This window comes from Psychrobacter sp. JCM 18902 (assembly GCF_904846615.1).
Lineage (GTDB): Bacteria > Pseudomonadota > Gammaproteobacteria > Pseudomonadales > Moraxellaceae > Psychrobacter.
Window position 1 is genome coordinate 3,074,355 of record NZ_CAJHBK010000001.1, and the last position, 25,673, is coordinate 3,100,027.

The window sequence follows — 25,673 nt, forward strand, 5'->3', positions numbered from 1 at the left end:
CCACCTATGAGGTGGTTTTTCTTTTAGTAAGTGTGAGTCGCAGTCTACGATTTAAACGTTAGTGTTGAGCTATCTTTCTAAATACTGAATCTTACCTTCTACGCCATCCCATTTCTCAGCTTCTGGCAATTGTCCCTTCATCTCAGTGATGTTTGGCCACTTTTGCGCCAGCTCTTCGTTTAGCTGGGTGAACATCTCTTGCCCTTTTGGTACTTCATCTTCTGAGAAGATCGCATTGGCAGGGCATTCAGGCTCACATAGTGCGCAGTCGATGCACTCGTCAGGATCGATGACGAGGAAGTTTGGGCCTTCATAAAAGCAGTCTACAGGACAGACTTCCACACAGTCGGTGTATTTGCAAAGAATGCAGTTATCTGTAACGACAAAGGTCATAGTGAGGTCTACCTGTTATTGGATTGGCTGATATAGTTCATCCCTTTTAGAAGAGTTACTGTGCTCACCGTGCTTGAAGTATTATTGATACATCTGCACTTGGTTGCCATAATTTTCTTTTAAAGTGAATCAACGATAAGGGCTACATAGAATAGTTGGAAAATAAGGCACATTTTAACGCCTTTACGGCTAATTGACAATTCCCTTTAATGACTAATGATTTTCTTCAAATGATAGAGTAAATCATGAGCTTGCTTTGGCGTTAAGGTATCAGGATCAATCGAAATTAGCTCATTCTGTAAGCTAAACAGCTGATTTTGTTGTGGAATATCAGCCATTATTTGAGATTGATTGGTGGTTTTTATATCCGCTTTCTCTATTTCATGACCATTCATATGATCGCATTTATCATTTACTGACTTAGCTAATTCATTTTTGTCATCAACGGTTCTCACGTTTTCTACCCTGCTAGGGTCTAATTTTAAGTTATTTGCTAAGTAGCGCTTGGCATCATCCAGTACTTGGGTAGGAATCCCTGCCATTTTTGCCACATGCAGACCAAAACTAGAGCTTGCTGCACCATCTTTGATTTGATGCAGTAGTAATAGTTGACCGTCGATTTCACTGGCAGCGACATGGACGTTGCGGATAAGTTTGTCATTGCTTCCACTGCTTTCTTTATAGTTTTCCGCCAATTTTGTCAGCTCAAAATAGTGAGTGGCAAATAATGTCAGGCAGCCAATCTCTAGCAATCGATTGACGCAAGCATGAGCAATGGCCAAACCGTCAGTGGTCGCTGTGCCGCGTCCGACTTCATCCATCAGCACCAACGATTTATTGGTTGCTTGATTGAGAATATTAGCCGTTTCAATCATCTCAACCATAAAGGTGGATTTACCGCCCGCCAAATCATCGGCTGAGCCAATACGGGTAAAGATACGGTCGATATCACCAATATGTGCACGCGCTGCTGGCACAAAGCTGCCGCAATGAGCGAGCAGGACAATCAATGCCGTTTGGCGCATATAGGTTGATTTACCACCCATATTAGGACCAGTAATCATCAACAGTCTTTCAGGGTTTTCATCACTGCCTAATGCACAATCATTAGCGACAAAATGGCTGCTATGCTTGGCAGGAGTATTGTTGTGGTTACGAACAGGATTTAGCGCGGCTTCGACAACGACATGACGACCTGCTTTAATATCGATACTGGTTTGACTGCCAGTATTGGAGCTATCTGTATTCTCTGAATTATTATTCATGACTGGGCGCTGCCAGTTATAAATAGTTGCAAGCTGTGCCCAATTACTGAGCACATCTATTTGGGCGATAGCAGCGCTTAGTTGTTGCAGTTCGGCTAAATGGTTGCTGAGTTCAGTTAAGAGTTCGTGATACAGCTGCTTTTCACGGGTTAATGCTAATGACTGGGCGCTTAGATATTCTGTCTCGACTGTTTTTAGCTCATCAGTGATAAAGCGCTCGCTGCTCTTCAGCGTTTGCCGCCGGATAAAATGCGCTGGTGCATTCTTTGCCTGCATTTTAGGCAGTTCAAAATAAAAACCACTGACCTTATTAAAACCCACTTTTAGACTGGGTAATTGGCTCTCTTGACGTGCGCGCTCGACCATTTCATCCAAAGTCACTTGAATATTGTCATGTAAATGAGTCAGGCGATCAAACTCAGCATCAAAACCTGCGGCGAGCATGCCACCATCACGGATATGCGCAGGCGGTTCTGCGATAATGGCTCGCTCAATCAGCTCAGCGACGGACTGTATGGCAGGTAACTGCGCAGGCAATTGCTGCATTAGCATCGGCAACAGTCCTGCTTGCTCATGGCAAATACCTAAATTTGTCAGTAGCGTCGTAAGCTGGGCGCTACTAGCAATACCCTCAGCAAGTTTACGCAGGTCACGCGGCTTAGCACTCATTAGCCCAATACGGCTACTAATACGTTCCATATCACCGATAGCGTTTAAGGTTTCGCGCAATCTGGTAACTAATGAGATATTTCCCGAGCTTTGCTCAGACTGTTTATCAGTATTTAACAAACTGGTTATCGCATCTAAGCGCAAATTGATACGCGCATGCTGACGCAGTGGGCGTTTCATTTGCTGCACGAGTAAGCGTCGACCCATCGGTGTTTGACAATGATTGAGTACAGATATTAATGAAGTTCCATTGCTGCTAACGGGTGTAAATAGCTCAAGATTTTGCTGACTATTGGCATCGATAATTAAATAGTCGTCACTGTACTCAACGATCAGCTGATTGAGCTGTGGCACATGACGCTGCTGAGTTTGCCGCGCATAATGTATGAGCGCTGCACAGCTAGATTGGGCAAGAAGTGTGTCATTGATTCCTAGTCCGTCGAGGCGTTGCACGTCAAACTGCTGGCAAAGGGTTGCGCTGGCATGAACACGGTGGAAGTCATTGGCCGCCACTTCGATAATCGGACAGTCGAGATTTTGACGTAGCCACAGCATCCAATCTTCGTGAAGACTTTCACTAAGTGCTTCGCTAACGATACATTCACTGGGCGCAAAGCGTGCCAGCACCGTCAGCATTTGCGTTTGTAGTTCTTCAATATCGTCATGGCTGTTACTAGAGCTGGCGCTAAGCGTTTGCGTGGTTAGTGTTCCAGCAGCTAAATCCATTTGGCTAATGGCAGCGTGCACAGGTTGTTTGCTGTTCGATTTGGGTATTTCGATATCAATGGCGACCACAGTTGGCGTATGATTGGGCGCAATTAAAGCATCATCAGTAATCGTCCCTGCGGTCAGCGTTTTAACTACTTCACGGCGCATAATACTGCCGGCAGCAGATTTGCTTTTATCTTTTTTCTGCTTATCGCCCATCGTCGGAGCATTGGACGGGTTATTTGCATTGTCAGTGCCAGTGGCTGATTCGTCAATTTGCTCACACACAACGACGGTTTGCCCAGCAGCTATCAACCTTGCCATGTAGCTATCGGCCGCATGAAAAGGCACACCTGCCATGGCAATGGTATTGCCTGCTTTATCCGTGCCACGGCGAGTCAAGGTGATGTCTAATATTTGTGCCGCGCGCTTAGCATCATCAAAAAATAACTCATAAAAATCACCCATGCGGTACAGCAGTAACGCTTGTGGATAGTTGGCTTTCATGGTTAGATATTGCACCATCATCGGCGTATGATCTGCCAAGTGATAAACGGCATCTCCTACCATCAACTGATCAGAGGTCAAAGGTGTCGCAGTCTGTTGTTTTGATATTGCGTACTTTGACGGAGTAGGTTTGGCGGCGTTAAGGTTTTGAGCGGATGGCTTAGCGGTCATGCAGAGTCTCTTATAATGCTTAAATGGGTTTATAGTCAGCTGGCGTTAAATATACGACGATATATACAGATCAGTGTAAAAAATAGATGAGAAAAACACTCGCTTATGAGTGGTTGATTTGTAGAATTCTAGTTGATTTTTACCAAAATAGCTTTATTAAAGGGTCATCATAGCGCGCAAATTTAGCAGTCGAAAAACTAAGAAGTGTGAAAGTGTAATTACTATTTTAGCACGTCCTGCCGCGCTTTTACGTCGGCAAATATCTACTCGCTGCCCTTGTATCCATCGGCGTCATAACCATATATAATGACGTCACACTTAATTGGGCGATACTTCATTAGGCGACACTTCATTGGGCAGTACCTTATTAATCAGTGCTTTGTTAAGAGGTGCTTTGTTAACAAAAGGTACTTAGTCAGGTGATGACTGTAATGACAAGGCGGCAGCGGGCGAAGCTTTGGCTAATGCGCACTAATTATCGAATATTTCCATAGGTCAAAAAATTATGTTATCAAAGATTATAGGCAGTGTGGTTGGCACTAAAAATGACCGCGAATTAAAGCGCATGCGCAAAGTGGTCAGCAAAATCAACGCACAAGAGGCTGCGGTACAAGCCCTGTCTGATGAGCAATTACAACAAAAAACTGAAGAGTTTAAAGCACGACACCAACAAGGTGAAAGCTTAGATGCACTACTACCAGAAGCGTTTGCCGTCTGCCGTGAAGCGTCATTACGCGTCAATGGTATGCGTCATTATGATGTGCAGCTGATCGGTGGTATCACCTTGCACGAAGGCAAAATCGCTGAGATGAAAACGGGCGAAGGTAAAACCCTAATGGGTACTTTGGCGATGTACCTCAATGCTATCAGTGGTAAAGGTGTCCATCTGGTTACGGTCAACGATTATTTAGCGGCACGTGATGCTGAATTGAACCGTCCATTATTTGGCTTTTTGGGCATGACCGTCGGTGTCATTTATTCGCAGCAGCCGCCGCAAGAAAAAATCGACGCTTATCAAGCGGATATTACTTACGGTACCAATAACGAATACGGCTTTGATTATCTGCGCGATAATATGGTCTTTAGTTTAAAAGAGAAAAAGCAGCGTCCATTAAACTTCTGTATTATCGATGAAATTGACTCTATTTTAATCGATGAGGCTCGTACGCCGCTGATTATCTCAGGTCAAGCCGAAGATTCTTCACGTATGTACGCGCTGATTAATACCATTATCCCTGTGCTGATTCGCTCAAAAGATGAAGAAGCCAATAAGAATAATGAAGAAGAAGATTTTTGGATTGATGAAAAAAATCGTCAAATCGAAATCAGTGAAAAAGGCTATGAAAAAATTGAGCGCTTCTTAATCGAAGTCGGTGAGTTGGGTGAAAATGAAAGTTTATACAGCCCAAGCCGTTTGCCATTATTGGCTCACGTACAAGCTGCCATTCGCGCCCATCATGTATTTGTTAAAAACGTCCACTATATCGTCGATGATGGTGAAGTGGTTATCGTTGATGAAAACACGGGTCGTACCATGCCAGGTCGCCGTTGGTCAGAAGGTCTGCATCAAGCGGTAGAAGCCAAAGAAAACGTCGAAATTCAAGCAGAAAACCAAACGCTTGCGACCACGACGTTCCAGAACTACTTCCGTTTGTATGAAAAATTATCAGGCATGACGGGTACCGCTGATACCGAGGCAGCAGAATTTAAATCAACTTATGACTTAGATGTCATCGTGATTCCAACGCACGAGCCGATTGCTCGTATCGATATGGATGACCAGATTTTCTTAACCAAATTAGGAAAATACAAAGGTATCATTCGCGAAATCAAAGAGATTCAAGCCAAAGGTGCCCCAGTTTTGGTTGGTACGGCGACGATTGAAGCCAGTGAAGAGTTGTCTTACTTGCTCGATCAAGAAGGCGTCAAGCATAATGTCCTAAACGCCAAACAACACGAACGTGAAGCCGAAATCATCGCGCAGGCAGGTAGTCCAAAGGCTGTGACGATCGCGACCAACATGGCTGGTCGTGGTACCGATATTATCCTTGGTGGTAACTGGCAATCGTTTATTGAAGATATCGATTCGGTCAGCCCTGAAGAAATGGCGCGCCTAAAAGCAGAATGGCAAGTTAAGCATGACCAAGTGGTTGCGGCTGGCGGTTTGCATATCATTGGTTCTGAGCGCCATGAATCACGTCGTATCGATAACCAGTTACGTGGTCGCGCCGGTCGTCAGGGCGATCCTGGGATGTCGCGTTTCTTTTTATCGCTCGAAGATGACTTGATGCGTATCTTTGCTGGTGACCGCGTCGTAAATATGATGCGTGCCATGGGTCTTAAAGAAGATGAAGCCATTGAGCATAAGATGGTCTCAAAATCGATTGAAAATGCCCAAGGTAAAGTAGAAAGCCGCGATTTTGATGCGCGTAAAAATCTGTTGAAATATGATGACGTCGCCAATGAGCAGCGTAAAGTGATCTATGGTCAGCGTGATGACTTGCTAGCAGAGATGGACTTGCTTGAAGCCATCGAGATTATGCACGAAGAAGTCTATAACGCCATGATTAACCAGTTTATTCCACCAGGTTCTATCGATGACCAATGGAATATTGATGGCTTAGAAGACGAGCTTGAAAATGAATTTAAGATTGCGATGCCGATCAATGATTGGCTCGATGAAGATCGCCGCTTAGATGAAGAAGGGTTGCGTGCCAAAATCATCCAAACGGCTATCGATCGCTATCATAGCCGCCGTGAGCAGATGGGCGAAAAAGATGCTGCTCAGCTTGAGCGTCACTTTATGCTACAGAGCTTAGACAAGCATTGGAAAGAACATTTGACCCAAATGGATCAGCTGCGTAAAGGCATTCATCTGCGTGGTTATGCACAGAAAAACCCTGAGCAAGAATATAAGCGTGAATCATTTGAGCTGTTCCAAATGATGCTTGGCGCAATTAAATCTGAGACCGTTCAAGATTTATCACGTGTCCATATTCCGACTAAAGAAGAGCTAGAAGCGCTGGAAATACAGCAGCGTGAGAATGCTGCTCATATGCAAATGCAGTTCGAGCATAGTGATATTGATAATATGGATAGCGGAGCTGAAAAAGCCGCCGCGCAAAATCGTAATCTTGCTGGTAGTGCGGTCGCAGGTGCTATTGTGGGTAGTGGTAATAATGCCAATGAGGCAGACCCATACGCTGGTATGAATATCAGTCGTAACGCCCCATGCCCTTGTGGTTCAGGTCTTAAGTACAAGCAATGTCATGGTAAAATATAGCATTCATAAACGAATATTGATAATAAAAAGCTAAGCATTGCTGCTTATATATCTTTAATATTCGTTAGTCTCAAAAGCCCTTATCTACTTTAGATAAGGGCTTTTCTGTATTTGCTCATATTCTTTGTCTCTAAATCATCTTGAATCGACTATATTATTTGTAGATAGTAAAGTTGACTCTTCACAAACGTGTTGGCTATATTTCGTATTGATTACTTACAAATTCAACATAGGCGTGAATTTATGGACACGTTATAGTGTTTAACATATTCATTGGGGAAAGTGTTATGACTATAGAATTATTAAAAAAATTGCGTACTTCTGTGGCGCTGACTGGCTTACTTGCTGGCGTTCTGACGCTTAGTGCTTGTCAACAACAGTCAGAGACAGAAGCGGGTATAGATGATGGTGCTCATAGCGAAGAAACGGTACCGATGTCCGCTGAACCTGCTGAGCCTAATGAGGTGGTTGTCGATACAGCGGATGCATCGCTTAGTGAAGTACAGGATGATACCGTAGTTTCCGTCAATAGTGGCGTCAGTCAAATAGCCTATCTGTGCTCACCTGAGCTAAAAGTTAATGCAACTTATAAAGACGATGCCAAACAAGTAGTCATCGCGACTGATACGGGTACGGTGACATTAAATAAAACCAATGATGCCAGTAATCCAGAAGTGTTTGAAGTAGCAACCGCTATTGATGGCAGTCAGGGCTTTACCCAGTGGCGTGTAGCACATGAAGCGCGTGAGACGGGTGTGATGCGTACAGCAGGTACAGATGCGGCGAATGTCAGCACTTATGAATGTAAAAAAACCTCATAATAAGTAAGCAATCAAGAAAAAAGCAACGATAACGTTGCTTTTTTTATATCTGGTTTTAATGAGTCAGCAAAATTATTTATGAGGATTGGTGCTAGACTCATGTGCCAAAAATCCTTCTTCCTTCACATCTAATTCTTCATGCTTAAGCACTACTTGGATACTATCTGTATGGGTATGAGTGGTTTTATTGATATCGATTTCTTGGATAGCATAAGTGTCTTTAGTAACGGTAGCCACTTGACGTGATAGGACAATTTCAATCGGCTCATCACCAATTTCAATCTGTTTGCCATTCACGGTAACGACCGCCTTTCTATCTAACGATGGCTCGACATGGCGCAATATATCCTTTTCATCATAATTGCCTGACAATAAGTCCTGACTTTTCGCATCGTGGTATTCAGTGCGAATAGTAATATATTCTTCTACCAACTCAATAGGCACGTCAATGGTCTTAGTACGAGCGTGCTTGGTCACCGTTACTTTACCAACATCTAAACGCTCTTTGTTGATGACAGGACGCTCTTCTAATAGCTCCAAGTGTCCAACATTATGATTGCTCTTATCTATGTTGTTACTGCTTATGCCATTAGCTACTGTGCCATTATGAGTATCAATTGGGGCAGTTATAGCGTTTGGTATCACTTGCTTGTTATGTAAACCCTCTTGTAGAAAGCTATCGTTTTGGATGCTGTCGTCGTGATTGGTAGTCATCATAATGTCCTTATCTTTAAGAAATAATCGTTATACAATATTTAAAAGTCGTTTTTGCAGATTTTGCAAGGTTAGCATTATCAGATGTCATTAAGAATTTTTGAGTATAATAAGCAAAAAAAGACCAGAGGCATGCTCTGGTCTTAATTCACTAAGTAAAAATACTTAGCTGCTTATTACGGTCATATATTGCTCGGCGATCTTATTTTTTAATGACAGCCAAACAGTATGACGGTTTAGCGTATTACATACCACGAGCGCGGCGTACGTCTTCTGCAGTAATACCATCACGGTCGATTATGTTGCCTTCGCGGTCTACTACGTTGCCATCGCGATCGATATCTAGTTCTTCACGTTGGATAGTCTCAACGATAGTTTCAGTATGACGTTCAGTGGTTTTACCGACGTTCACTTCTTCAGATACATAAGTGTCTTTACCAACGCGGGCACGTTCAGCCTCTAGTTCAACCTCAATGGTTTGATTACCATCAATGTCACCGATACGGCGATCTGTTGGACGATCTACGTTAGTACGCTGAATATTAGCATGCTCTTCTTCTAGCTCAACATCGACATTGCGCTCTTCGGTCACTATATGCTTACCAACTTTAACCAAACCTGCTACGATACGATCTTTATTGACGGTCAAGCGCTCTTCTAGTAGCTCTAGTGTGTTTGGTGCGTCATAGGCATGGTCTGCAATCTCCATACGCTCTGCAACTGGAACAGTATCAGCAACAAATGCTTGACGATCCTTTTGATACTGATCTTTATAGCTATACTGATAATCATGGTCATATACTTCCATGGCATCGACTTGAGACTTGGTCAAGCTGTCAAAAAACACATCATCACCAACGATACGTGCCAAACCTGCTGGTACCAATACTTCTTTTGAGCTGAACCAGCCACCAGCATCAACGATCAAATAACGAATGCGACCAGTGGTATCTTCTACTAATGCACCTTCAATTTTACCGATTTTTTCTTCATTGACACCATAGGCAGTTTTACCTGTTGGGTCATAATAATCATCACCGATTAAATCTTTATGAGTAGCTTGGATATCTTTTAAACGGATTAGTTGGCTCATTGTTGTCTTCCTTTTTTATGAGTTAATCATTATTAATTATTTTAAAAACAATCGTTGTTTTGGAAAAGTTAAATTTCTAGTAAAAATATTTTTATAATAAAGTGTGTAGCAAGCCATGTGAGTAGCCTCTACATCGACTTGTAAGAATCTTAACATCATGATTTTCGATGAGATATATGAGCAAGGTAGCAAAGTGTGCGCTTGAAGTAATTGCGTGTAATAGGCTGTAAGTGGCATAACATAGCTGGGGTCAAAGATTAACGTGTCTTTACACAGAGCAATATTTCTAGCTTATTTAAGAGTCATAGACACAGAAAAACCGCATAGCAAATAGCGATGCGGTTCCTGATATGTTGAAAATTTTGTAATAAACGATAATGATAGAAGCTAATTTAACATATCAATCGATTAATTGATCTACTTGAGTGTTAAGCAAGTTCAATAGCCACAGCCACGGCTTCACCGCCACCAATACAAAGTGTCGCAACGCCTTTTTTGCCGCCAGTACGCTTGAGAGAGTTGATAAGCGTGATCAAGATACGAGCACCTGAACAGCCTACTGGATGACCGAGTGCACAAGCGCCGCCTTCGACGTTTACTTTGGCATGGTCGATTTTTAGCTCGTCCATAGCCGCCATAGTTACCATTGCAAACGCTTCGTTAATTTCCCATAAGTCAACATCAGCGACTGACCAACCAGCACTAGCCAATACTTTTTCAATTGCACCAATCGGAGCAATGGTAAATTCGCTTGGATGACGAGAGTTTGATGCGGTTGCAACGATACGCGCTTGATAGTCCAAACCTTCAGCTTTCGCTTGCGATTCTTTCATGACCACAACCGCTGCCGCACCGTCTGAGATTGAGCTGGCATTTGCTGCCGTGATGGTGCCATCTTTGGCGAAGGCTGGACGTAGAGTAGGGATACGCTCAGCATTAGCAAGCGCTGGTTGCTCATCGGTATCGACGGTTTGCTCGCCTTTACGGGTTTTAAAAGTCACTGGCGTGATTTCATCTTTGAAGTGGTCGTCTTTGATAGCAGTGAGCGCACGATTTAGCGATTCGATAGCAAACGCATCCATTTGCTCACGGGTATAGCCTTTTTCATCAGCCATTTCCTGTGCGAACATACCCATCAGTTTGCCAGTTTCAGCATCTTCTAAACCGTCTAGGAACATATGGTCTTTGACTTCTTTATGTCCCATACGGTAGCCGCCACGTGACCCTGGCATAATATATGGCGCATTGGTCATTGATTCCATGCCACCAGCGACTGCTACATTGAAACTACCTGCTTTGATGCCGTCATGTGCTTGCATGACTGCTTTTAGTCCTGAACCACAAAGCTTGTTAATAGTGACAGCGCCAGTTGCATCAGATAAACCCGCATTACGCATCGCTTGACGGGCAGGACCTTGACCCAAGCCTGCGGTTAAGATACAGCCCATAATGACCTCGTCAATACTATCGACTACCACACCTGAGCGTTCGACAGCGGCTTTAATAGCAGCGCCACCAAGTTCCGTTGCGCTCATATCTTTTAGTGCGCCTTGGAAGCCGCCCATTGGGGTACGTGCGCCGTTTAAAATTACAATTGCATCATTTGACATCGTTATTATTCCTTTTTACGTATTTTAAATGAGTTTGTTTTAATTAAAACCAAACGCGGACTAGATAGCATCTTTTAGGCTCAATAACTGCAGGCTTTATGCTAGCTCATCTAAGCGAATGCGTACTACTTTATCAGTAATGGTCTCTAATTTTTCAATTTTTTCGATGGCTAGATTCATCTGACTTTCGACCACGGGCAGCGTCAAGATAATAACTGGAACTTGACCAACTTTGTGCGCAGGTTTTTGTAAAATGGCATCGATATTGATACCAGCATCGCTTAGAATGCGAGTAATATCTGCCAACACACCAGGGCTGTCATAAGCATGTACGCGCAGATAATAACCGGTAATCATCTGCTCAGCGCGCAATATGGGCGTGTCTGATAGCTGCTCAGGGATAAATGCTAAATGCGGCACATGGTGACTGTGGTTGTTTTGATTACTGTTGCTTTCATCGCTACTGTCTTTGCTACCTAGAACACGCACCAAATCCATCACATCGGCCATCACCGCAGAAGCGGTTGCGCCAGCGCCAGCACCATCACCGCAATATAACGTCTGTCCAAGCGGATGAGAGTTGACCAACACCGCATTTTTTACGCCATTGACGTTGGCGAGTAACGCATCCTGCGGAATAAGCGTTGGGTGTACGCGTAGTTCAATACCAGAAGTCTCATCATTACCTTGACCATCACGGCGTACGGCAAAGCCCAAATGCTTGATACGGTAGCCAAGCTCTTCCGCATAGTTGACGTCTTGTAAGGTGATACCAGTGATGCCTTCACAGTAGACCTTATCAAATTGCAGCGGAATACCAAAGGCGATAGAGGCGAGTAATGCCAGTTTATGAGCCGCATCAATACCTTCGACATCAAAAGTCGGATCTGCTTCTGCATAACCCAATTCTTGTGCTTCGCTCAACACGTCTGCAAACGGGCGACCTTTATCACGCATTTCAGTCATAATAAAGTTGCCAGTACCGTTGATGATACCTGCTAGCCAATCGATTTTATTGGCAGCGAGCGCTTCGCGCATGACTTTAATAATGGGGATACCGCCTGCGACTGCTGCTTCATAAGCGACATGGACGTTATGCTCTTCAGCAAAGGCAAAGATTTCGTTGCCATGTTCTGCCAATAGCGCCTTATTTGCAGTCACCACATGCTTACCGTTTTTAATGGCGTGCATAATTACGTCTTTGGCAAGGGTCGTACCGCCAATCACCTCGACGACGATATCGACATTGTCGCTTGCAGCAGTTGCCATCAAGTCACTGTTTTGCATAATATTGGGATCAATATCATCACGATGACGGCGCGTACCAACTTCGGTAATGATAATGTCGCGTCCGCTACGGCGTTTTAGCTCATTTAAGTTGTCATTGATTAGATTGATCACGCCCGTTCCGACGGTGCCCAGACCAAGTATCGCTAGTTTGATGGAATTACTCACAGTATCCTCAAGAGGTTAAATATAATGAACCAATAATAACGCTGTCACAGAGTCAAATGCACATGCGCTACTAGCTGTAGTATTTGCGTGCATTTTGACAGTCGCAGCTTTATCGATTTCTCATTATAGTTGAATAAAAAATACTCAAATAAAAAGTATGCTGCTGATTTTTCATAGCGCTTTATCGTATCATACCGACAAGCAGTTGTGACGTCTACACAATGTCGCCATCGTCATAGATATCACAAATACCTGAAACAATAACAGATTTTAGCTAGCACCGATAGCTTGAGCCAACTCCGCCGCAGGTAGATAGCCGCCTACTTGCTGACCAGATTCTGTAAAGATAGCGGGAGTACCACGCACACCAAGTTTTGCACCCAGTGCCATGTGTTCTTGTACAGGGCTGGCACAGCTAGGCGCTTGTACATCAGCGCCCATTTTTCCTTGATTCATGGCCGCCTTACGATCTTGACTACACCAAATGGCTTCCATTTTTGGCACTGATTCCTGACTGCGCGGCCATGCCAAATAACGTACCTCGATACCACGTGCATTGATATCATCCATCTCTTCATGCAATTTACGACAATAACCACAGTCTGCATCGGTAAAGGCATAGACCACTGACTTCGTTTCGCCTATGGCTGGATAAATCACCATGTCTTTTTTATCGACGGCTTTTAGGGCTTCTTGTGCGGTACTAGCAACCAATGCCGCACTGATATCGATAGGCGCAGCCTCGCCAACAGCAATAATCTGACCTTGGATAATGTGTTTGCCAGACTTATCAGTAAAGAAAGAAGGCAGTCCTTCCGCTGTAACCCAATAAATACCATCCATATCTGTTGGTACGGCTGAAATGATATTTTCTTCAATACCGGACGTATTCAAATTCGCCTGCAACGCCTTTACCACGGCAGCATCGCTATCAGCGGATGCCTTACTTGTACTGGTTTTAGCATCGGTATTATTGACGATACTGGTGTTGCTGGTCGCATCTGCTGCATTGTTTGAGCAGCCCGCAGCAACCACAACAAGCAGTGCACTCATCATAAAGCGAGATAAATTATTTCGAGAAAAGCGGTTTTGAGCAAAGGTGTTTTTTGCAATCGGGGATGACATATATAGGTGTCCTGTAGGCATCGTGCCTAATCGTGAAGTCGTTTTAAGAAAAATGATACTAAATTTCTATATAAAGCAATACGTATCGATATTGTCTTAAAGGTTTAAAATTAAAAGGTTTTTTTACAATTTAATAATTATAAAAGGTAAGTAATCATGTCGCCTATATTAACATATTTATAGCAAATAACAGCCACAGGCTATGAGGTGATATAGGGAGGTGAGGGTAGCAATAATAGTAGTAGGCATAAACGTCAATTCAAAAAAATAAGATACATTTGTACTATTTAATATCGACGCTTGCCCTTGTAGTCTACGGCTAATAACAGTGTTTTTATAAAAATTCCTATAAAACTATTGGTATCAGTTATTTTTAACCCTTTATTTCAATAAATTTTTGCTAAGGAGCACACATGGCAGGTGCCAGTTTATTAACCCTACTTGATGATATCAGTGTGATATTGGATGATGTTTCCGTCATGACCAAAGTCGCTGCTAAAAAAACCGCTGGTGTATTGGGCGATGATTTGGCGCTCAACGCAGAACAGGTCACGGGTGTCAAAGCCAATCGTGAGCTACCAGTGGTCTGGGCGGTCGCCAAAGGCTCATTTATTAATAAACTTATTCTAGTACCAGCGGCACTCTTGATTAGTGCTGTTTATCCACCGCTGGTCACTTTTTTACTAATGTGTGGTGGTTTGTTTTTGGTTTATGAAGGCGCTGAAAAAGTCATTCATCGATTTTGGCCACATGCTTTGCCGCATGATGAGGAGCAAAATGCTCGTCGGCAAGCCAATGCTGATGAGACTATAGATTTGGTCGCTTTTGAAAAGGAAAAGATCAAAGGTGCAGTACGTACGGATTTTATTCTGTCAGCTGAGATTATCGTAATTGCCTTGGGATCAACGGCAAGCGCCACTTTGTTAGAACGAAGCTTGGTGCTGTCTATTTTAGCCATCGGTATTACGATTGGTATTTATGGCTTGGTTGCTGGTATCGTGAAGATAGACGATGCAGGTCTGCATTTAATGGAACAAGAAGGGGCGTTCAAGCAAAAATTGGGCAAGTTAATGTTTGCAGCGGCACCCAAACTGATGAAGTTTCTATCTATCGCTGGCACGTTGGCAATGTTTTTAGTAGGCGGTGGTATCTTAGTACACGGTATCGGCTTTTTACATCATGGAGTAGAGGATATCGCTGATTTAACGGGTATCTTTGAAAGCTTAACGACAACGGTATTAAACGGCGTCATTGGTTTTATCATTGGCGCTGCGGTTGTGGCTATCTTCACAGTTATTAGTAAAATTCGTGGAAAGGACGACACAGCGTCATCTGCACACTAAGTCGGTTACATGTGCTCTAGCTTTATATTTTTTGTCATTTTATTTCGTAAAAAAGCCCCAAAGTTGCTGACAACTTTGGGGCTTTTGCGTTGGGCGTTATACGATTAGCTTTCGCTATCTGAGTCATCAGCTTCTAGCTTTTCAGCTTGCGTGGGCTTTTTATGCTCCGTTTTAGGCTTACGGCTACGTGCCTTTGGTACTTTTGGTGTGGTCAAATTAAACATACCAGTTTGCGGCAGCAGTTGTTCAGCCACATTCTCAATCATGTTTTTATAACTGGCAATCGTGGTTTTTGACTTAGCAGCCTGACTGTCGTCTTTGCACGCTTCTTTGGTATTGATAAGTTGCTCTACCTTAGGCTCATCTGCTGGCTTAGTTTTTTCAACGTCAGCCTCTTGAGTATTAGCCTCTTGAATGTCAGCAGCTTCGCTATCGTCATGTGCCCCGTCAATCTTTTCAGCTGCTACATGCTCAGCTATAACAGTGCCTTCATTCGACGGCTCGTTAGTTGCTTCTACTAGGGCTTGATCTGCTTCTAGTAATTGTTCGCTGTCAGCACTGATATTATCAGCCTGAGCTTGGTTGGCTAGAGCATTTGCCTCAACATCATGAGCATCCACATTGTTATCATCATGTTCAATAACCGCTTGCTCAGTATCAGTCGTCTGTTCGGTCGGTAGACTCAACACTGCGGGCTCCTGATAACTAGGATGTTGACCACGTGGATCGTTGCCAGCACGCTTACCAATGGCGCGTGGTTCGACGTCTGTTTTACCTTGCGTTGCCGCAAACTGACTGACCGCTTGTGTCATCGTTTCAAAGCGCGTCAGGTAATCTGCCGCCAATGGCTGATAGCCATAGTTGCTAAAGTCGAAATTGCTGGCCTCAACGTTAGTATCAGCAGTCGGTGTGACGCTCGTTTCAATGTTGGCTGATTTGTTAGCTGATTTTGCTTGCTGCGTATGTGCATCGATAGCAGCAATAAAACAACTGATGACACCGTCATTTTTCAAACGACTTTCTGCATCTGTTAATGCTTTACGAACAAAATCACCAACGGTGCCACGAATAGTCGATGGGCTTACTACTGCAGGCTCAGCTACTGGTGGTTGTTGAGTTGCTTGCACTTGCTGACTACGAACCACACGTGGATCATTACTAGCCTGACCAAACTTCTCAGCAGTCACGTAGCGCTTGGCAAATAATGCTTCGTGCGTTAGTGCCAGTGCTGAGTTTTTCTTATCATTTGCGCTATGACTGTCATTAGCATTGCTAACATCGGCGTCACTGTCGATAGCGTCAACAGTGTCACTATTCGCTTTTTCTGTCGATTCTGATTCTGGCTGCTTTGGCGTTATTGCTACGCTGTCCACGTCAGTATCCACAGATTTTGAATGGTCAGTTTGGTCTTTGGTAACGCTGTTAGATGTTGGTTGCTCATCTACGGCAGGTTTTTTGTCAGTAGCATTACTGTCTGTTTTCGGGGCATTATTTTGTCCCTTGTCCTCAGTGGTGCTAACGTTAACATCATCAACATTAACATCATGAATTGCTACAGTGCCTTCGTCGTTACCCTTCACAGCAGCTGTTTCAGGAGCAATTTTTTTGTCATTGCTCTGCTGATTATCACTTTGCTGTGTATTAGCTTCTTTTTTACTGCTTTCTTTATTAACATCATTTACTGACTTTTGTTTTTCAGTAGATTGAGACTTTGTCTGTGTAGACTTACTGTTATCTAGAGACAAGTGCACGACTTCTGGTGATTTCAGCTCAACGGCTGCTTCATTGACCTGTAGCACGACTTCATTAGGATCTTGATTTCGACGCGTGTTAGAGTGATTTTTTCGGCCGTTCGCACCTGTCGTCGCTTGCTGATCGGGTTGCTTAATGTTTTCAGCTGTTAGTGTCTCGCCGCGCTCTAGCTTGCCACGTGAACCGCGTTGACTATGCGATTTACGCTTCGCACGAGTTTGCTCATCTGCCGTATTACTGTCTTTATCAGCATCATCATTTCGCTCGTTTGCATTGTGGCTACTGTCTTGACGACTGCTGTTTTGCTGGTTATTGTCTTGACGATTGTTGCGGTTGCGCTCATTCGTGCGTCTGGTATCCTGCTGACGTTTGTTTTGATTGTCAGCCTGCTTGTCATCAGCGTTATTTGCCGCATTATTTGAGGTGTTGTTCTCGGTATCGCCGCTTACTTCATTGCTTGACTCTTCTGCCTGATCTTTTCTTTGGCGAGGTTTAGAAGATCTAGATTTACGTGGCTTACGTCTTCTTCTATCTTCATTACTGCTATCATCATCGGTGTCGCTGTCTGAGCTACGACGTGCTTGTTGACGATTGGCATTGTTGTCGGACGGTTGCTCGTCATTTTTCTGCTGATTTGCTGGTACGTTGTTCGATGCACTCGTTGATGGATTACTCAGAGCACTGCTATCCACTTGTCCAAATGAACCTAAGCTTTGTGCGCCATTATTTACTAGTGCTTCAATGGCTTGTGCTGCATCACGACTACTGACGCTAGGCGTCGTTGAGGCTTGTGGTGCTTGCGCAAATAGGTTTGATAACCACGCCACTGCTTGTGGCTGAGCTGCTGTCTCAACATGTGCAGGAGCTGTAGTTGCTGCTACTGGAGCAACAGGAGCAGGGGCTGCCACACTCTGGTTGTTGTTTGCTTGTGGCGCGCGCGCCGATGAAACGTTGGTCGTATTTTTATTATTACGATGGTCGTTGCTATGTTTACTATGCTCAGCTGTACTGGTCGGTTTGTTTGATTGGCTAGCAGTATTAGTATCATTGCTCGCTACCTGACGTGGCTGGCGCGTTGGCTGTTGCTCTGGACGCTCTTTTTCAGCCGTTTGCCAGTCAACTTCATAACCCAAATCGCTATGTTCTTGCGCTGTATCCGTAATACGCTCATAGCTTGAAGGCGCAAAGCCATCACGGTTAAAGTGTAGTTTAAAATTAGGCGACTCTAAATGCGCGTGTGGCAAAATCGTGATACGCGTGCCACTGTCTTGCTCAAGATAAACTAAGGCATCACGTTTTTCGTTTAATAAGAAGGCGGCGATATCTGTTGGAACTTCTGCTTGTACTTCGCCTTGACGTTCTTTTAGCGCGATTTGTTCAATCTGACGCATAATTGACAGTGACAATGAGCGCAAATCGCGAATCATGCCATTACCATGGCAGCGTGGGCAGATATAACCGGTTGACTCTTCTAGCGATGGACGTAGACGCTGACGGCTCATCTCCATCAAACCAAACTTAGAAATATCACCAAATTGCACACGTGCACGGTCATATTTGGTGGCATCGATCAGACGCTTTTCAACTTCTTTTTGATGCTTATTGTCATTCATATCAATAAAATCAATGACAATCAAACCACCCATATCACGCAAACGTAGCTGACGGGCAATCTCATCGGCTGCTTCTAGGTTGGTATGATACGCAGTTTCGGCAACGTCTGAACCTTTGGTCGACTTGGCTGAGTTGATATCGATAGAGACTAGTGCTTCAGTTTGATCAATAACGATTGAGCCGCCTGATGGCAAACGCACTTCACGTTGATAGGCGGTTTCAATCTGTTTTTCGATATTAAAGCGCGAAAACATCGGCTCATAATCGGTATATTTGCGTAGCTTTTCTGCTTGCTTTGGCATAACCGCATCGATAAATCCTGCCGCTTCAATGTAAGCGTTTTCGTTATCGATCCAAATTTCAGCGATATCATCACGTAAGTAATCACGGACAGCACGGGTTACGACGCCCGCTTCTTGATGTACCAAGCGCGGTGAAGGGTATTTCTGGTTTTGTTCTTGAATGGCTTGCCAGATATTCAGCAAGTGGTTTAAATCGTGCTGTAAGTCCTCTTGAGTTTTACCAATACCCGCAGTACGGATGATGACACTCATACCTTTTGGTAAATCAAGATTGCTTAGCATACGCTTCATGTCTTCACGAAGTTTGCCCGAGATTTGACGTGAGATACCGCCGCCACGAGGGTTATTTGGCATCAATACCAAATAGCGACCTGCTAAAGAGACATACGTCGATAGGGCAGCGCCTTTGTTACCGCGCTCTTCTTTTTCGACTTGGACGATTAATTCATCGCCTTCTTTGATCAGCTTTTTGATATTTTCGTCACGTGGATTACCGCTTAAGTATTCAGCAGAGATTTCACGAATGGGTAAAAAACCTTGGCGCTGTGAGCCATATTCGACAAACACCGCTTCAAGCGATGGCTCGACACGGGTCACATGACCTTTATATATATTGGATTTTTTTTGTTCACGAGTACGGTTTTCAAGATCGAAATCGTAAAGATGGTTGCCTTTACATAAGGCGACACGAATTTCTTCGTTTTGGGTAGCGTTGATCAAAATGCGTTTCATATTTGTATCCTATGAGTACGCATAACAACGACGAGACGGGCTTTAGAGCGCAATGGCAAGTATGGCTAATATTTAAATTAGCATTGGCAGATGTTAATCAACGATAGAACGTAAATCATGGGTTAATAAAGCACTTGGGCTTTGTCAATGGCTTGTTTTTTACCTAAAGTGTGTTAGCAAAACTAACGTAAATATAAAATTTATAGGGTGTAAGGCTATCTATTTATATCCTATTATTGATAGGTTTGGTACAAATATTAATGCGTCAGCATGCGATTCAGTTTTACTATCAGCAAGCTTTATTGGTAGTCATGCCAGCTTACTTTGTAAGAGCAGGCGACGGGCAATGACGAGATTCAATATACTGATATTCAAAAGGCGTTGTGCTGCTGCAATCCATCCATCAAAGTCTAGCAATAATATCGCTGTTATAAATACCATTATATGAAATGGTGATATTCAGCAATTATTTGTTTAGGTAAAGCAATTGGTCACTCTTTATTTATCGTTCTTTCTGGTATAACGTCAATAATATCTTGGGTGTTTTACGGTTAGGTGTCGCGGCTCCGGTGATCAGCGGGGCGTACTTGGCAAACAGAATAAATGACCAAACTATCGGTGTGGTGCTGTATTCATATCTTTTTTATCGTTATCTGTTTGACCACCAATACGTAGGCAGCTATCGATATACTTCTCGATCCTAATGCTAAACAACCCATACTTGCTCAACTACACTTGCCTAAAGGACCGCCAGATAACCAGTCATTAAATCATGAATAATTATCAAATAAAGTCGTTGTCATGCAGGTTGTGAGTCAATGTAGTGTCATTATCGGTCAATAAACAGGCGCTTAGCCAAACTTATCAACGCTGAATTTATGAACACAAAGGTATTTAGTGTCACTATTTATTCTATGGTACTGAGTAAAGTCAGTACGATACTTTCATTTTACAATTTATGGGGACATATCTATAAATATCTACAAGTGATATTTCTAAACAGATACTGCGCCCTAAAATCCGATTAAACGTACAATGTTGGCAGGGTATACCGCTAATACCTTTTCACTAAAAGTTCGTAAAAATGGTAATGCGCTATTTGGAACAACAACAATGATTATTGCTGCAGTCTCTGCTTAATTGTCGCTCAACATGCTAAACTATAGCAAATCTTTCTGTAAATACCTAACTAAAAATGACGAAGCCAAAAATGACTGACGACGCACCTACCCATGAAGCCCCTGCTATTTTTAATAGTAAAACACGCCCGCAAAGCGCTGATGATGAAATCAGCAACTTTGGTAAGGTAAATTATCTTGAAGTAACCCGCCATCAACACGATCAGCGCTTGGATAACTTTTTGTTGAACCGTTTAAAAGGTTTGCCAAAACCGCATATCTATAAAATGATTCGCTCAGATGAGATTCGGGTCAATAATAAACGCTGCAAAGCGCACGATAGAGTACAGCGTGAAGACGTGGTACGTATCGCGCCAGTGGTACTTGCTACCCGCGAAAAACCAATTATCAGTGCCGAGTTTGCTAAAAGCTTGTTAGCGCGCGTAGTGTATGAAGACGAAGGAATGCTAGTACTGAATAAGCCTTCTGGTATCGCCGTTCATGGTGGTAGTGGTTTGGACTTTGGTGTTATCGAAGCCATGCGTGAAGTGACAGGTAAAAAATACCTAGAGCTGATACATCGCATTGATAAAGATACTTCAGGTCTATTGATGATTTCTAAAAAACGCTCAGCGCTAAAAGCGTTGCAACAGCATCTCGTCGATAAAACCATCCAAAAGCATTACTTATGTATCGCCAAAGGTCAGCCAGCATTAAATGAGCAACGCATTGATGCGTCATTGCTACGCTACACAGTTGCTAGTGGTGAACGCCGCGTCAAAGTAGATGCGCAAGATCCGCAATCTAAAGAAAGCCAGACGGATATCGTCGTTCATGGTCGTTTTGTGATTGCTGATCAGCCAGTTAGTTTAATTGAAGCCAAACCGCTAACCGGTCGCACTCATCAAATCCGTGTGCATTTGGCTCACATTGGTCACGCTATCTTGGGTGATGATAAATATAATGTGCATGATAAATCAGGCGTTCATCGCCTGTGTCTGCATGCGTGGCGTTTAGATATTCCAGGCTATGAAACTATTACTGCACCGCTACCAGATGACATGGCAGATTGGTTGCCAGAGCAAGTTAAATTGCCTGAATAAGTCGCCAAATAAAATTTTTAAGCATTAACTTTAAACGTCACGAACGCTTATTTTTCTTAATAAGTCGCCGTGACGTTTTCGTATCTACCATTTATTATTGATATTCGTTAAGGTCTATTTATGAGCAATCAATCTGTCGCTAGTATCTCTAGCGCTTTCAAAGGAACTCAGTTATCAGCCAGTCATCGTTTAGCGGATAAGACGCTGATTATTTTTGATTGGGATGGGACGCTGATGGATTCCATTGGATTAATCGTTGAGTCAATGCATGTGGCAGGGCAGGCGCATGGGTTCCAGACGACCGATAAAGCAGTACAAGATATCATTGGGCTGAGCTTAATGAATGGCATTGAGATTTTGTATCCGCAAGCCAATGACACACAAAAGCTTGCGATTCAGCAAAGCTATGCAGACCACTATATTGCCAACAGCCACAGTACACCGCTTTTTGCGCCGATAGAAGGGATGTTGCAGACCCTACAAGCCCAAGGTAAAAGCCTCGCGGTTGCAACTGGTAAAAAGCGAAAGGGCTTAGACCGCGTATTAGATGCTTCAGAGAGCCACCATTATTTTGTGATGACCCGCTGTGCCGATGAGGCAGGCTCAAAACCTGACCCGCAGATGTTGACCGATATTTTGGATTATACGCAGCAGCAAATCGCCGATGCTGTTTTCATCGGTGACAGTATTTACGATATCCAAATGGCAACGGAACTAGGCATGACCAGTATTGCGGTGAATTATGGCACAGCATCACCTGCAGAGCTCGCCGCACAGCAACCCACTTATCAGGTTGACACGCCACAAGCGTTGGCTGAGCTACTATGCACTTAAATAAAAGCACTTAAATAAAAGTGCTTAAATAAAAGTGCTTAAATAAAAGACTTTTTGAATGCTAAAAAATGATAATAAAAAAAGGGCTTATCGATAATAGCGATAAACCCTTTTTATTTGGAGGCGATAATGTTTATTTGCTTTATTTTTGAGCACTATCCTTATTGAGTGCTATCCTTCTGAGTACTTTCCTTTTCAATCGCGCCTTTTTCGATGTTGTCTTTTTCAATCGCCTCTTCCAACTCAGCGCCTTCTAGTAACGCAAAAGAGGATTCAATAATTTTGTCTGCTTCAAGCTGATACTCATACCAGTTGCCCATGACACCAGCCAACTCATCAAGACCTTCCTTTCTTAGTGCTGAAAATAGCTGAATGCTACAGTTCAACCCCAGTTCTTTTAGTCTTTTACGAGTATTAAGTAACGCATTTTTAGATGCGCCATATTTCAATTTATCAGCTTTGGTTAGCAAGATATGTACTGGCAATTCGCCATCATTTGCCCAACGTAGCATTTGCTCATCAAAGAACTTCAATGGATGACGAATATCCGTCATGAGCACCAAACCTGCAAGGCTTGAGCGCGCCACCAAGTATTCTTCTAGCTCAACCTGCCATTCTTTTTTCATCTCAAGCGGTACCGCTGCGTAGCCATAACCTGGCAAATCCACCAAACGCCTATCAGCATCACCAATACTAAAAAAGTTAATCATCTGCGTACGACCAGGCGTTTTAGATGAGCGTGCCAGTTGGCGTTGGTTGGTTAAGGCATTAATAGCAGAGGATTTACCTGCGTTTGAGCGTCCTGCAAAGGCAACTTCTAAGCCCATATCGGGTGGGCAGAGGCGAAAAGTAGGTGCTGACATCATAAACTCAGTTTGCTGAATTTTTTGACGAGATTTAGTGTTGAACAATGCATGTTCGGCAGCGACATCAGTAAACGGGGTACTCATAAATGGCTCATTAATCTTTAAGAAATTGGATACGGTTATAAAATTTTAATCAACTGGTTGTCGAGAAGACAGTGCATTAGACAAAAAATCGTTACGAAGTTATTCATCATAACTTTCAATGTTTATTGGTCATAAACACAGTCATTTCAAGTTATCGACTATTCTATACTATTACTTATCTTACTTATTGAAATAACTATGATTAGCATCACATAAATGACAGAATACCATTAAAATAAGCTCTCATTAGAGCAAGTTGCTGCTTTTATTCATACGTTACCAAAGCCAAACTATATTTATCTATATTTATACGACATACATTGTTACAATGTTTAATAAGTTATACTGAACGAACGACGTTTAATAGCAAGATTGATTAAACGAGAGAAGCATCAAAAGGAGGTGTTCTATGGTTTCAATCAATGCACTTTTTAGCCAGACCTACCGAGTTTTAATAGGTAGCGGAGCGGCATTACTGCTCAGTAGTGCTATCATGACTAGCGCTAATGCTGCTGATATTGCAGCCACCTATGATAACTCATGTGCTGCCTGTCACGATAGTGGGGCGCTAAACGCCATCAAAAAAGGTGATAGTGCCAAATGGCAACAGCTTATCAAACAAAAAAGCATGCCGACACTTATCAATTCCGTCAAAAGTGGTATGACGCAGATGCCTGCTGGTGGTCTTTGTAACAGTTGTAGCGATGATGATTATCGTAAGTTGATTGAGTACATGAGTAAGTGAGACGCTGACCGATAAAGCAACACAATATGACACACTATAAAACAACTTAAAAAAGCGCTGGGTTTTTTAGCCTGTAAGCGCTTTTTGTTTTTTGTTGGCATACTTGTCTATGTGTTAGAAAAACTGATGGATGTGACGATTAAGTAGGCAAATGCTACAAAGTCTTGCTATAATAATCGAAAATAAACCCTGATGTTAGTAAGTACTTTCAGACTGCTTGTGGCCAAGACCTTAAAACATATACCTACCTAATCAATAGTAGGGTGGTTTATATGAGGTATCTTATCAGTGCAATCACTCTAAATAATGCTTACGCCGAGCTAGTAGGATTTGTATCAATGAAAAAGTTAATCGCTGCTGCCAGCTTATGCGTTGCAAGTTTCAGCGTACAAGCTGCTATTATTGTTCCTGAGTACGACGTCAATGCCGGTAAGCAAATTGCAGAAACGGTTTGTGCTGCTTGTCATGGTGTTGATGGTGTCAGTGTTGTCCCTGCGCAGCCTAATTTGGGTGGCCAAAACGTAAAATACCTTTACAAACAGTTGGTCAACTTTAAAGCAGGTTATCGCAAGAACGGTATTATGCAATCACAAGTTGCAAACTTATCGCAGCAAGATTTAGCCAACGTGGCTGGTTATTATGCTAGCCAAGCGCCTTGGGGCGTTGGATTTGGTAATCCTGCGACCAACCAAGAAGCCACTAAGCTATTCTTAGGCGGTGATAAGTCACGCGGTGTCATCGGTTGTGCAGGTTGTCATGGTCCAGATGCTGCTGGTAATACTTGGGCGGCATTTCCACGCTTAGGTGGTCAGCATGCACAGTACATCGCAACTCAGCTAAAACTTTTCCGTGCGGCTGGCCGTGTTGATGATGTTGATAGTGATGAGCAAAAACGTGTCAATGATGCTGCGAAAGAAGGCGATATGGGTATGATGCAGACAGTCGCATCGAAACTATCGGATCGTGATATTCGTATCTTGTCAGACTATATCAGTGCTGTTCACTAATTCATTGGTATCAGCTACGAGTGCCTAATACACCTTGCCTCACTGAAATTGATAAGCACTTGACCATATATCCGCCATTGTTTCATTATTAAACCCCGATTTCGGGGTTTTTTTATAACTGTTCATCCCTTATATTATAGAGACCCTATAGTCATTCCATTATAAAAGAGTCGCTGCATTAACCTCGCTTGAAGTATTGAATATATATGTGCTTCTGGTTACCTTGTGCTTCTTTTAAATTGAATCGACTATATAAAATAAAACTGCTTACAGAGGCCTATCGTTGCTCTGTATCATGATAAATTATCGTTATTCACTTTATACCAAACCCACAGAGTATGATTTGCGGTGTCAAACTT

16 protein-coding genes are annotated in these 25,673 nt (G+C 43.1%); 7 read left to right on the plus strand and 9 right to left on the minus strand.

Annotation, left to right across the window (positions count from 1 at the left end):
* Nucleotides 1-69 precede the first annotated feature (69 nt).
* Both fdxA and mutS read right to left on the minus strand, forming a co-directional pair.
* Nucleotides 70-393 (minus strand): ferredoxin FdxA, encoded by a 324-nt coding sequence (fdxA, locus tag JMY05_RS12815; RefSeq protein WP_045443471.1) that lies wholly within the window; start codon nucleotides 391-393, stop codon nucleotides 70-72.
* Between the two features lie 206 nt (nucleotides 394-599).
* Nucleotides 600-3,713, minus strand: a complete 3,114-nt coding sequence (gene mutS, locus JMY05_RS12820; protein WP_201615261.1) for a DNA mismatch repair protein MutS — start codon at nucleotides 3,711-3,713, stop codon at nucleotides 600-602.
* Nucleotides 3,714-4,218: 505 nt separating this feature from the next.
* On the opposite strand from mutS, the gene secA reads away from it, so the two are divergent.
* Nucleotides 4,219-6,996: a preprotein translocase subunit SecA gene (gene secA, locus JMY05_RS12825; RefSeq protein WP_045443474.1), complete on the plus strand. Its 2,778-nt coding sequence runs from the start codon at nucleotides 4,219-4,221 to the stop codon at nucleotides 6,994-6,996.
* Between the two features lie 287 nt (nucleotides 6,997-7,283).
* On the plus strand, nucleotides 7,284-7,817 hold the full coding sequence (locus tag JMY05_RS12830; RefSeq protein WP_201615262.1) for a hypothetical protein: 534 nt from the start codon (nucleotides 7,284-7,286) through the stop codon (nucleotides 7,815-7,817).
* 72 nt (nucleotides 7,818-7,889) lie between these two features.
* Here JMY05_RS12830 and JMY05_RS12835 read toward each other — a convergent pair whose 3' ends face one another.
* From JMY05_RS12835 to JMY05_RS12855, 5 genes are all read right to left on the minus strand, one after another.
* Complete coding sequence (locus JMY05_RS12835) at nucleotides 7,890-8,534, minus strand: YsnF/AvaK domain-containing protein (protein ID WP_201615263.1); 645 nt, start codon at nucleotides 8,532-8,534, stop codon at nucleotides 7,890-7,892.
* A 241-nt stretch (nucleotides 8,535-8,775) separates the two neighbouring features.
* On the minus strand, nucleotides 8,776-9,624 hold the full coding sequence (locus tag JMY05_RS12840) for a DUF2382 domain-containing protein (RefSeq protein WP_045443477.1): 849 nt from the start codon (nucleotides 9,622-9,624) through the stop codon (nucleotides 8,776-8,778).
* A 428-nt stretch (nucleotides 9,625-10,052) separates the two neighbouring features.
* A complete protein-coding gene (locus JMY05_RS12845; RefSeq protein WP_201615264.1) occupies nucleotides 10,053-11,234 on the minus strand; it encodes a thiolase family protein in 1,182 nt (393 codons plus the stop codon).
* A 96-nt stretch (nucleotides 11,235-11,330) separates the two neighbouring features.
* Nucleotides 11,331-12,689 (minus strand): homoserine dehydrogenase, encoded by a 1,359-nt coding sequence (locus JMY05_RS12850; protein WP_201615265.1) that lies wholly within the window; start codon nucleotides 12,687-12,689, stop codon nucleotides 11,331-11,333.
* A gap of 270 nt (nucleotides 12,690-12,959) precedes the next feature.
* The gene (locus JMY05_RS12855; RefSeq protein WP_201615266.1) at nucleotides 12,960-13,814 is read right to left on the minus strand and encodes a DsbC family protein; all 855 of its coding nucleotides are present in this window, start codon (nucleotides 13,812-13,814) and stop codon (nucleotides 12,960-12,962) included.
* 413 nt (nucleotides 13,815-14,227) lie between these two features.
* Here JMY05_RS12855 and JMY05_RS12860 point away from each other — a divergent pair, with 413 nt between their 5' ends.
* Nucleotides 14,228-15,157 (plus strand): DUF808 domain-containing protein, encoded by a 930-nt coding sequence (locus tag JMY05_RS12860; protein WP_198329591.1) that lies wholly within the window; start codon nucleotides 14,228-14,230, stop codon nucleotides 15,155-15,157.
* Between the two features lie 104 nt (nucleotides 15,158-15,261).
* On the opposite strand, the gene JMY05_RS12865 is transcribed toward JMY05_RS12860, so the two are convergent.
* On the minus strand, nucleotides 15,262-19,557 hold the full coding sequence (locus tag JMY05_RS12865) for an Rne/Rng family ribonuclease (protein WP_201615267.1): 4,296 nt from the start codon (nucleotides 19,555-19,557) through the stop codon (nucleotides 15,262-15,264).
* 1,210 nt (nucleotides 19,558-20,767) lie between these two features.
* On the opposite strand from JMY05_RS12865, the gene JMY05_RS12870 reads away from it, so the two are divergent.
* Together JMY05_RS12870 and JMY05_RS12875 are read left to right on the plus strand one after the other, a co-directional pair.
* On the plus strand, nucleotides 20,768-21,778 hold the full coding sequence (locus JMY05_RS12870) for an RluA family pseudouridine synthase (RefSeq protein ID WP_045443481.1): 1,011 nt from the start codon (nucleotides 20,768-20,770) through the stop codon (nucleotides 21,776-21,778).
* 120 nt (nucleotides 21,779-21,898) lie between these two features.
* The gene (locus JMY05_RS12875) at nucleotides 21,899-22,612 is read left to right on the plus strand and encodes an HAD family hydrolase (RefSeq protein ID WP_045443483.1); all 714 of its coding nucleotides are present in this window, start codon (nucleotides 21,899-21,901) and stop codon (nucleotides 22,610-22,612) included.
* A 161-nt stretch (nucleotides 22,613-22,773) separates the two neighbouring features.
* On the opposite strand, the gene yihA is transcribed toward JMY05_RS12875, so the two are convergent.
* On the minus strand, nucleotides 22,774-23,562 hold the full coding sequence (gene yihA / locus JMY05_RS12880; protein WP_201615268.1) for a ribosome biogenesis GTP-binding protein YihA/YsxC: 789 nt from the start codon (nucleotides 23,560-23,562) through the stop codon (nucleotides 22,774-22,776).
* 409 nt (nucleotides 23,563-23,971) lie between these two features.
* On the opposite strand from yihA, the gene JMY05_RS12885 reads away from it, so the two are divergent.
* A complete protein-coding gene (locus JMY05_RS12885) occupies nucleotides 23,972-24,307 on the plus strand; it encodes a c-type cytochrome (protein ID WP_045443485.1) in 336 nt (111 codons plus the stop codon).
* 338 nt (nucleotides 24,308-24,645) lie between these two features.
* The gene (locus JMY05_RS12890; RefSeq protein WP_045443487.1) at nucleotides 24,646-25,314 is read left to right on the plus strand and encodes a c-type cytochrome; all 669 of its coding nucleotides are present in this window, start codon (nucleotides 24,646-24,648) and stop codon (nucleotides 25,312-25,314) included.
* Nucleotides 25,315-25,673: the final 359 nt, after the last annotated feature.